Consider the following 10,013-nt stretch of genomic DNA (forward strand, 5'->3'; position numbering starts at 1 on the left):
GCCAGATGCAGTTCGACCACTCGATGCCGTTCGGCGGCTACAAGCAGTCCGGCTGGGGATACGAGTCGGGCAAGGCCGGCATCGAGACCTACCTGCAGACGAAAATCGTTTGGGCGCAGATGTAGGAGCCGCCGGGCCGCAGTAGTGTGAATGCATGCTGGGCCGCCTGGTAAGCGCTTTTCAACGCTGGCAATATCGCAAAGGCCGTCCGGGATGGTCTGCCCGCATCGCAAATCGTTTGGGCGCCTTGTCTTTTGCCAAGGGTATGGGTCCCGGCGCCGCCGCGACACTGGAGGTCCGTGGGCACAAATCCGGCCGGATGATTTCGTTCCCGGTTGTCGTCGCCGACTACCAGGGCGAGCGTTACCTGGTATCCATGCTCGGCCAGAACGCGAACTGGGTGCGCAACCTGCGCGCCGACAACCATGCGGTGTTGGTGCGTGGTCGGCGCGAAGACGTCACCCTGGTGGAGGACCTGTCCGGCAACCGCGCCGCGATCCTGCGGCGCTATCTCGAGCTAGCGGCGGGTGCGCGGCCGTTTTTCACGATCGACCGGCGGGCGCCGCTGAGCGACTTTGAGCGAATCGTCGATCAGTACCCCGTTTTTCGCGTCGCCTGAGGGTTCGGTGCGGAAGCCCGGGCCGGGCTCGGGCGTGACGTTGTGCGCGGTGATCTCCTGTGAGCAGTGGGCGCACACCAGCACCGGTTCGGCAGTCTGATCGCAGGGCTGGTGATGCAGCACGATCGGCGGACCCTGCGGGTTCGGCAGGTGATGGTCGCCCCACTGCATCAGAACCACGATTGCCGCAAACAGATCGCGGCCAGAGTCGGTCAGCCGGTAATCGTGACGATCGGGTTCACGCGCGTAGAGCACTTTGTCCAGCAGCCCCTTGTCGACCAGGGTGCGCAGACGTGCCGCCAACGTCGGGCGCGGAATCTGGAGGTTGCGCGCCAGCTGGCCGAATCGGCGAACCCCGAAGAACGCCTCACGCAGGATCAGCAGGGTCCATCGCTCACCCACGATTTCCAGGGCGCGCGCCACCGATTCGCCGTCGAAGCGATGGGACAGATCCGGATATTCCATGGTTCAACTAATGTACCGGTTCAAAAACTAAACCGGTAGTGCTACCGTGATCGAACTAACCGTTCTATCTGGACAAAAGCGAGGACGTATGGACACCGACGTCGCCACCATGCCCGTGCTGTCGCAGGCCCGGGAGATCGCCGACTTGGCGCGCGGCATGGCAGATGACATCGACTCTGCTCGCAGGCTGCCAGCCGAACTCGTTGAGGCGCTGCGAGATTCGGGCTTGCTGCGAGCCGGCGCGCCGGTAGAGGTCGGCGCCTTGGAGTTGCCCGCGGCCACCGCGCTGCGCTGCGCCGAGGAGGTGGCACGCGGCGACGCGTCAGCCGGCTGGTGCGTGTCGATCGGCATCACCAGCACTCTGCTGGTCGCGTACCTGCCACCGGTGAGCCGTGACGAACTGTTCGGCAACGGTCGCGGGCTGGCCGCGGGTGTGTGGGCACCGCAAGGCAAGGCCCGGCGGGTGCCCGGTGGAGTTGTGGTGTCGGGACGCTGGGCGTTCTGCAGCGGAATCACCCACGCGGACGTGCTGTTCGCCGGCTGTGTACTAGAGGACCGCCCGGCGGTGGTTGCGCTGCCCACCGAGCAGCTGCGGATCCTGGACACCTGGCACACCCTCGGCTTGCGTGGCACCGGTAGTCACGACACCGTCGCCGAGGAGGTGTTCGTCCCCGACAATCGGGTCCTCTCGATATTCGACGGTCCGGTGATCGACCGTCCGTTGTACCGATTTCCCCCGTTCGGGTTTTTCGCGGCCTGCATCACCGCAGCCGCGATGGGCAACGCGCGGGCGGCGATCGACAACTTCGTCGAGCTCGCCTCGACCAAAAAAGGTGTGGCAGCTAGTCGCACGCTTGCCGAGCGATCCACCATCCAGGTGGCGGTCGCCACGGCCGAGTCAGCACTGGAAGCCGCCCGAGCCGGCTACTACCAAGCCATCGACACCGCATGGCAGGCGAGTCAGGACGGGCCCGCGGTGCCTTTGGAGGCGCGGACTCGGTTACGCCTCGCGGCAACCCATGGGGCGCGGGTATCCGCCGACGTTGTTCGCACGATGTACGACCTCGCCGGGGGCAGCGCGATTTACGACGGCGCACCGCTGCAACGACGCTTGCGGGACGCGTTCACCGCTACCGCGCACTTCCAGGTGAACGAGGCATCACGCGAGTTGCCGGGCCGAATCCTGCTGGGCCAGACCACCGAGGCGGCCATGCTGTGAGGTCGTCGATCGAAGCGGTGTTGCCGCTGTGGTTGGACCGGCCCGACCTGGAGGCACTCGAAATCGCAGAGGCCGCCGGCGCCGCAGGTCTAGACGGGCTGTGGGTCGGCGAGATGGCGACATTCGATGCGTTCGCGTTGGCCACCGCCATCGGCGGTCGCGTACCGAGTTTGGGCTTGCGGGTCGGCCCCTTGCCGGTCAGCGTGCGCACCCCGGTCTCGATTGCGTTGGGCGCGAGTTCGGTTGCGGCGCTGACTGGCTGTGAGATCGACGTCGCGCTGGGCGCGTCCAGCCCTTTCATCGTGGCGGGCTGGCATGACCGGGACTGGTCGCACAGTGCGGCGCGCGTGCGGGAAACCATCGAGTGTCTGCGGCCGATGCTGCGCGGCGAGCGCGGCGACTACGAGGGTCGGTATGTCACCAGTCATGGCTTTCGGCTGCGTAACCCGTTGCCGCAGAGCCGGATCGGGGTCGGCGCGTTCGGTCCGGCGATGATGCGCCTGGCGGCCGAGATCGCCGACGAGGTGGTGCTCAATCTCGCTTCACCGCAAAGGGTTTCGCAGGTCCGCCAACAGATCGAGCGCGACGCCGGCGCGGCAGGTCGCACGCCGCCGCACCTGACGGTGTGGCTACCGGTCGCGGTGCGGCCCGGTGAGGCGGCGCTGCGGCAGCTGGCCGGTCAGCTCGCGGTCTACCTGGCCCCACCCGGCTATGGAGAGATGTTGTGCGAGCTCGGATTCGGCGAACTCGTCGAGCGGGCCCGCGGCGGCGCGCGGCGAACGGACATGGCCGCGGCGATTCCGCTGGAACTGGCTGAGCAGCTGGCCGCCCTCGGCACTCCCGAGCAGGTCACCGACCGTATCCGCGCGTACTTGCAGGCCGGTGCCGACACTGTCGGGGTGATACCTGTGACCGCCGAGGACCCCGGTGGCCGAACGGCGTTCGGCTGCGTCGCAGACATCTGTCGAAACAACTCACCAGCCAAGGAGGCTGCCTCGTGAACACTGTCAACACTCAGTGTCGGCTGGCTGCACGTCCGGTCGACATGCCCAAGGCGACCGATTGGTCGATTATCGAAGAGCCGAAACCGGTTGCAGCCGAAGGCGAATTCGTCGTACATGTCGACTACCTGTCCATCGACCCGGCCATGCGCACGTGGATGAACGCGGGCCGCAGCTACGTGCCGCCGGTGGAGATCGGCGAGGTGATGCGGGCCCTGGGAGTCGGGCATGTCGTCGAATCACGGCATCCTGGGTTCGCGGTCGGCGACGACGTGTCCGGAATATTCGGCATCCAGCGTTATGCGCTGTCTGACGGCGCCGAGGTCAACAAACTCGACACCACATTGGCGCCGGCAACGACGTATCTGGGTGCCCTCGGTATCAGCGGGCTGACCGCCTACTTCGGCCTGCTCGATGTCGGCCGACCCGAACCGGGCCAAACCGTCCTGGTCTCCGGAGCGGCCGGATCGGTGGGCAGCATCGTGGGCCAGATTGCGCGGGTCAAGGGCTGCCGAGCGGTCGGCATCGCCGGTGGCGAAGACAAATGCCGCTGGCTGGTCGACGAGGTGGGATTCGACGCGGCGATCGACTACAAGGCTGCCGACCTGCGCAAAGAGCTCAAGACCCACGCACCCGACGGAGTCGACGTCTATTTCGACAATGTCGGCGGCGCAACGCTGGAGGCCGCACTCAACCGGCTCGCGCACGGCGCCCGCATCGTGCTCTGCGGTGCGGTGTCCCAGTACAACGACGTCCCGCGAGGGCCGGCCAACTACATGCAGCTGTTGGTAGCGCGGGCGTCCATGACGGGTTTCGTCATCTTCGACTACGCCAAGCGTTACCCGGAAGGCGTTGCGGAACTAGCGAAGTGGCTCAACAGCGGTGAGCTTCGATCACATGAACAGATCGAACACGGCGATGTCGGCGACTTCCCGGACACCCTGCTCAAGCTGTTCCGTGGCGAAAACACCGGCAAGCTGATCCTCGCGTTGAACCGCGACGGGGAATAGCCCCGGCGAGAGCGCAGGTTGAGGCCGGTATGAATTCATTCAGTGAGACCGCGCGCGAGGAGTTCCTCGCAGCACTGCATGTCGGCGTGTTGTCCGTCGCCGCCGATGATCGCCCGCCGGCCAGTGTCCCGATCTGGTACGACTACACCCCGGGCGGAAACATCCGAATCAATACCGGGGCGTCGTCTCGTAAGGCCAAGCTCATCGAGCGGGCTGGTGCGGTGAGCCTGACCGTCCAGCGCGAGGAGCCGCCGTACCAATACGTCGTCGTGGAGGGCACCGTCGTCGACACCACGACGCCAACGCCGCTGGAGGTGCGAGAGGCCATCGCCATCCGCTACCTCGGCGAGGAAGCCGGACGCGCGTTCGTCAAGAGCCTCGAGGGAAACCCGAGCGTGCTGTTCACCGTCCACCCCGACCGCTGGATCACCGCCGACTTCTCCGGCGGGGTATGACGCCGGCGGATACGCCGAAACTCACCGTCGTGGCCCGCCGTGTCGCACCCGGGCCACGACTTCGTTTGCCATAGAGTACTTTTCACTGCACCGGCGGCACGCTGCCTCAGAGGAAGCAACTCACATGGACCTCGATCGCATCACCAACCCGCTGCGACTTGCGAGGGGATCACACCAGCCCGGATCGGGTAAGGGTTGCGCCATGAACGTGATCTCGTACATCAACGGCGACGAGGAGATCAGCGACTTTCCGGCGACTTCGGCGCGTCCGTTGGCATCGTTCGTGCAGCTGTGCAACGACTTACTGGCCGGGCCCGACGGCTACTTGTCGCCGGAGAACAGTCTGCTGGTGCTCGACCTCGGGTGGCTGACCGTCGGGACTGCCGACGTCGCCGACACGGTCATGCACATCTGGGTGACCAAACTGCTGATCAGCCCGCCGTGGGGCGTCGTTCGCTACGCCGCCGATCCCGCCGCCGACGCGATCACCGACATCGCGGAGCTACATCGCACATTCGTGCCCGGCGAGGTGCCGTCAATCGTCAGCTGGGATGGCGCCGCTCGGGCCGCCCGCACAGCCTGCGAGACCTCAGAGGGCGCCGAACTGTACGCCGTCCGGGCGGCGTCTCAGTCGACCTCTCTCATCGAGACCGACGACTGGGACACCCTGGACGCCGTGACCGGCAACGCGTTGCGGGCGCACCGGCTGGCAAACGGGGAAGCCGGTGCTGCCCGGATCTTGGAGGTCACCCGCAACGCCATCCGCTCGTGGCGACGCCTCGCCGGGTTGAGCGTGGTGGGCAACGACCCCATTCCAGTTGCCGGTGTCCGCCCGCGAAAAGTCGTCGCGGCCTGAATCAGTTCTGCCGATGAGTGTCTCGTCGTAGCCTCAGCGCCCGGATGACTGCGGCGGTTGCCGCGAGCATCGCCATCACAGTGAGAATGATCCGCGAGCCGCCAAACCCGACCGAGGTCAACAGCAGCGGCAGGCCAAACCCGATGTAGGTCAGCGCATAAAACGCACCGGTCAGCATGCCTCGGACATGTTGTGGCGCCGCGGCTTCCAAGTCGATCAGGCCTTCGCGCAACGAAAGTCCGGATGCGCAGCCCAGGACCAGCAAAAACGCCAGGCTCATCAGCGGCGTGATCGTCGGCGGTGTTACCGCGATGGCCGCATAGGCGAGCGCGGCCAGCGCCGCACCGATGGTGCCGGCGCGCGGGCCCCAGGTGCCCAAGCGGGCGATGATCTGGATGACTCCGCTCGAGCCGTTGACGATCAGGGCCGCGATACCCGCTGCGATCGGAGCCGCGAGCCCGGTGTGGACCCTGGCCGGAATCGTGATGAATCCCAGTGTGGCCGAAGCGAACACCCACGGTGCCAACGGCAACGCCCAACCCAAGGCACGCATGCTCGAAGGCCTGGAGGTCGTGGCGGTTTGTGCGTCACCTGTTGCTACCGGCACCGACTCCGCCTTGCCGCGTGCGGCTGCATACATGAAAGCCATCGCCACCACGACCAGGGCCGCGGCCACCGCGAACGACACCTGGACGCCGAAATCTCCCGCCCCGGCGATCAACCCTCCGGCGAACGGCCCGATGGCGAATCCGGCGATCAGCACGGCCCCGGCGGTGGCCGCACCGGCCGGACCTCTCAGGTCGGAAGCCCATGCGGTGCCGGAGGTCATTGCCAGACCCACACCAACGCCGACGATCAAACGCCCCGGCAGCAACACGTCGGGTTGTTGGGAAAGCAGCATCGCAACCGTGCCCACCACAGCTGTCGCCGAACCGGCCAACGCGACTGCCTTGCGTCCGAGTGCATCCGAGGCCCGGCCACCGATGAGCAGGCCGGGCAGCAGACCCACCGCGTAGATACCGAAGATCGCGTCGAGCGTCGATGTGCTGAGGTGCCGGCTATCGCTGATGGTGGGCATCAAGGCAACGAAATGGTTGGCGACCCATGCGGTGACCAGCAGGACGGCCAGCACGGCGCCGAACTCGAGGTTCGCGTCGGCCGGCGCCGAGCGCGCCCTCGGCAGCAGACCTGTTGACCCATCCGGCGAGATCATGGACGCAATTCCTCCTCGTGGTCGCGATCAGACACGACCACAACGCCTGGGAAGTTATTCCCGGACGGACGGCGATTGCAACGCATTTAACTCGAAGTTCAAGTCCGCGGTCAGTGGCTACGGATGCTGATGCAGCCCGCATCGTCGAGTGCCGGCTCTATGATGCGCAGGTGGCAACCGGCGGCGATGCGGCGACGTATGCGCCGGCGCCTGGCAAACCCGCACTCCTGTTGGGTGCCTTTGACATCGCCAGTGTGGGATACGTCGCAGAGGAATTCTTCATCTCGGGGTCGGCATCGTCCTACGGTCCTGCGGCCGAACTCACCCCGGATGGCCGGTGGAGTGTGTCGTCGGCAGCCGCCGCCGACTACACCACCCGGATCGTGGTGCTGACCCCCTCGGATCTGGCCAGGTTCAGCGGAACGGTGCTTGTCGAGTGGCTCAATGTCAGCGGCGGCATCGATGCACCTGCGGTCTGGATGATGGCGCACCGCGAAATGCTACGCGCCGGTCACGCCTACGTCGCGGTGTCGGCGCAGCGCGTCGGCGTTGAGGGCGGCGCGAATCTCATGGGCATCGACATGTCACTCAAAAGTCAGGATTCACAACGGTATTCCCCGCTGCATCATCCCGGCGACGCCTACGCGTACGACATCTTCTCCCAGGCCGGGCGACTGACACGGAACGAGGAAGTTCTGCGAGGACTGCGCGCCGAACACGTCATCGCGCTGGGCGAGTCGCAGTCGGCGCTGTTCCTGACGACCTACATCAACGCCGTCGACCCCCTCGCCCAGGTGTACGGCGGCTTTCTGGTGCATTCGCGATTCGGGACCGCAGCCCCGTTGGACGGCGGCTCGATATTCGAAGCACTGGAAAGCAACTCGTCGCAGGCGATCGCGTTTCGTTCCGATCTGCGTGTACCGCTCGTCACGATCATCACCGAGACGGACCTGTTCGGTGGCCGTCGACAGGGCTACTACAGCGCGAGACAGCCTGATAATCAACGACTTCGGGTGTGGGAGATCGCCGGCACGGCTCATGCCGACAACTACACGATTCAGGTCGCACCGATCGACACCGGTTCTGCGGCGTTGGCTGACGTGGTTGCGGCCTATGCGCCGACGGACATGTTGATGGGCCAGAAACTGGAGCACTGCATCAACTTCGCGCCGCAGCACCACTACGTTCTGCAGGCGGCGTTGTGGCAGCTGACTAACTGGGTGAACACCAACCGGCCTCCGCCCAGCGGCGCAACCATCGAACTGGACGGTGGGCAGCCTGTTTTCGACGAACACGGGCTCGCGCGGGGCGGTGTCAGGACACCGTGGGTCGACGTGCCGATCGCCCGGACATCAGGTGTCGGAGGCGAAGAGAGCACGATGTCATCGATCTTCGGCTCGGGCGAACTGTTTGACGCCGCGACCGTGCAACGGCTGTACCCGGGCGGGGTGGCGGACTACCTGACGCTGTTCGCCGCATCGCTGGACGCGGCGATCAAGTCGGGCTTCCTGTTGGCCGCGGATCGCGAGGAAATTCTTGAACTCGCCGCCGCGACGTTTCCCAGCTAGGACGACCTCAGAGTGGCGAGGCCTCGAGCGTCAGGTTGAACAAAGCCCAGGCCATGCAGAACAAAAAGTTGAGCGTGACCAGGACCATGGCCACGAAGATCAGCGTGCGTGTGCCGCGGCGTTTCATCCGCCGGACCCGCGCCCTGAACTGGTCGCGCTTGAACTGGGTCGCGATCAGCGCGAAGTTGAAATCTGCCACCTCGGCGTAGGCGGCCGGCGCACCCGCCAGCATCTGCCGAAGCCGATCGGGCGGGGTGGTGATGCCCACTTGCGCGAAGCGCCGACTGAGCCGTCGTGCCTGCCGGCGGCCGACGATCTGACTGCCGACCCGCAACCGCTGAGGAAGGTGCCCACGTTCGTCCCCCCAGGGGGTCGACGGGGTCATCACACGGCGAAGTGTAGCCAGCGGTTCTGCACTAGCGGAAGCACTCGGCGAATGTGCTCCGAAAAATCTGAATCGTGAGGCCGTCCAACACCGATCGGCCCATAACTAGAACGTGTTACAGTTTGGCCGCATGAGCCCCAAACGCGTCGTCGTCGCGGGCTTGGGCGATGTCGGCATTCTCGCCGCGATCCGGCTTGCCAAACATTTCGACGTCGTGGGCATCTCGGTCAAACCAGGATTGGTCAGCGGCCAAGAACTCGGTGTCCGGTTGGCCCGCCCCCACGACTGGGCCCGCGACTACTGGATCCCGTTCGACAGATTCCGTCGTCTGGATCCGGTCCGGATCGTCCAAGGTTCCTTGACCGACGTCGATCTGGCCGCCCGAACCGTCTCCGGCCGCGGCGACAACGGCGAAAGATTCGTCGAGGGATACGACGCGCTGGTCATCTCGACCGGGGTCAGCAACGGCTTCTGGCGCCGACCGACCGTGCAGTCGGCCGCGGAGGTCGGCACCGATCTCAACGCCGCACACGATCGAATGGCCGCGGCGAAGTCGGTCATCGTGGTGGGTGGCGGCGCGGCCGCGGTCACCAGCGCCGTCAACCTGGCAACCAGGTGGCCGGACAAGCGAATCGACCTCTACTTCCCCGGCGACCGGGCACTGGGCGATTATCACCCGCGGATATGGCGACGCATCCACGGCCGGTTGACCGAGCTGGGCGTGGGCCTGCATCCGGGGCATCGCGCCGCGCTCACCAATGGCTTCGCGTGCGACGAGATCACCAGCGGCGGCGTCGACTGGAGCACCGGACAGCCGGCATCCTCGGCCGACGCCGTGCTCTGGGCGATTGGGCGGGTGCAGCCCAACACCGACTGGCTGCCGCACGAGCTGCTGGACGAGAGCGGCTTCGTCCGTGTGACACCGGAGCTTCGGGTGCCGGGGCATCGGAATGTGTTCGCGGCCGGCGATGTCGCGGCCAGCGACCCACTGCGCAGCTCCGCCCGCAACCGCGGGGACGCGCTGGTGGCCCACAATGTCCGCGCCGAACTTGCCGGCCGACGCTTCCGCACGTATCGAGCACCCGGGCGCCGTTGGGGCTCGATACTGGGCATCCAGCCCAACGGCTTGGAGGTCTTCCTTCCGACCGGCCAGGCGTTTCGCCTGCCGTCATGGCCGGTCGAGCGCCTGGTGATGCCGCTAGTCGTGCGGCGGGGCATGTAC

At 66.1% G+C, this 10,013-nt stretch carries 11 protein-coding genes and 1 pseudogene; 9 read left to right on the forward strand and 3 right to left on the reverse strand.

Annotated elements, in window-relative coordinates:
• Positions 1 to 125 (forward strand): aldehyde dehydrogenase family protein (locus WAN02_RS08190; RefSeq protein WP_422263666.1); only part of this gene is annotated, 125 nt, incomplete at its 5' end.
• Between the two features lie 29 nt (positions 126 to 154).
• Complete coding sequence (locus tag WAN02_RS08195; RefSeq protein ID WP_422263656.1) at positions 155 to 619, forward strand: nitroreductase/quinone reductase family protein; 465 nt, start codon at positions 155 to 157, stop codon at positions 617 to 619.
• Positions 620 to 622: 3 nt separating this feature from the next.
• On the opposite strand, the pseudogene WAN02_RS08200 reads toward WAN02_RS08195, so the two are convergent.
• Positions 623 to 1,084 (reverse strand): annotated as a pseudogene (locus WAN02_RS08200) (winged helix-turn-helix transcriptional regulator); the annotation flags it as partial.
• 88 nt (positions 1,085 to 1,172) lie between these two features.
• Here WAN02_RS08200 and WAN02_RS08205 point away from each other — a divergent pair.
• From WAN02_RS08205 to WAN02_RS08225, 5 genes are all read left to right on the forward strand, one after another.
• Positions 1,173 to 2,303, forward strand: coding sequence for an acyl-CoA dehydrogenase family protein (locus WAN02_RS08205; protein ID WP_422263657.1), 1,131 nt, complete (start codon positions 1,173 to 1,175; stop codon positions 2,301 to 2,303).
• Positions 2,300 to 3,304, forward strand: a complete 1,005-nt coding sequence (locus tag WAN02_RS08210) for an LLM class F420-dependent oxidoreductase (protein ID WP_422263658.1) — start codon at positions 2,300 to 2,302, stop codon at positions 3,302 to 3,304. Before WAN02_RS08205 ends, WAN02_RS08210 begins: the two co-directional genes overlap by 4 nt.
• Entirely contained in the window at positions 3,301 to 4,314 is a 1,014-nt protein-coding gene (locus WAN02_RS08215; protein WP_422263659.1) for an NADP-dependent oxidoreductase, read from the forward strand. Before WAN02_RS08210 ends, WAN02_RS08215 begins: the two co-directional genes overlap by 4 nt.
• A 29-nt stretch (positions 4,315 to 4,343) precedes the next feature.
• A complete protein-coding gene (locus WAN02_RS08220) occupies positions 4,344 to 4,769 on the forward strand; it encodes a pyridoxamine 5'-phosphate oxidase family protein (protein WP_422263660.1) in 426 nt (141 codons plus the stop codon).
• A 124-nt stretch (positions 4,770 to 4,893) separates the two neighbouring features.
• Positions 4,894 to 5,625, forward strand: a complete 732-nt coding sequence (locus WAN02_RS08225; RefSeq protein ID WP_422263661.1) for a hypothetical protein — start codon at positions 4,894 to 4,896, stop codon at positions 5,623 to 5,625.
• Between the two features lies 1 nt (position 5,626).
• Here WAN02_RS08225 and WAN02_RS08230 read toward each other — a convergent pair whose 3' ends face one another.
• The gene (locus WAN02_RS08230) at positions 5,627 to 6,838 is read right to left on the reverse strand and encodes an MFS transporter (protein WP_422263662.1); all 1,212 of its coding nucleotides are present in this window, start codon (positions 6,836 to 6,838) and stop codon (positions 5,627 to 5,629) included.
• Between the two features lie 170 nt (positions 6,839 to 7,008).
• Between WAN02_RS08230 and WAN02_RS08235 the strand changes: the two genes are divergently transcribed.
• On the forward strand, positions 7,009 to 8,406 hold the full coding sequence (locus WAN02_RS08235) for an alpha/beta hydrolase domain-containing protein (RefSeq protein WP_422263663.1): 1,398 nt from the start codon (positions 7,009 to 7,011) through the stop codon (positions 8,404 to 8,406).
• A gap of 7 nt (positions 8,407 to 8,413) precedes the next feature.
• On the opposite strand, the gene WAN02_RS08240 is transcribed toward WAN02_RS08235, so the two are convergent.
• Positions 8,414 to 8,791, reverse strand: a complete 378-nt coding sequence (locus WAN02_RS08240) for a hypothetical protein (protein ID WP_422263664.1) — start codon at positions 8,789 to 8,791, stop codon at positions 8,414 to 8,416.
• Positions 8,792 to 8,921: 130 nt separating this feature from the next.
• On the opposite strand from WAN02_RS08240, the gene WAN02_RS08245 reads away from it, so the two are divergent.
• Positions 8,922 to 10,013, forward strand: a 1,092-nt coding sequence (locus WAN02_RS08245; RefSeq protein ID WP_422263665.1) for an FAD-dependent oxidoreductase, incomplete at its 3' end; no start/stop codon positions are given.

This window comes from Mycobacterium sp., from assembly GCF_049281135.1.
In the GTDB taxonomy this organism is placed as follows: Bacteria; Actinomycetota; Actinomycetes; order Mycobacteriales; family Mycobacteriaceae; genus Mycobacterium.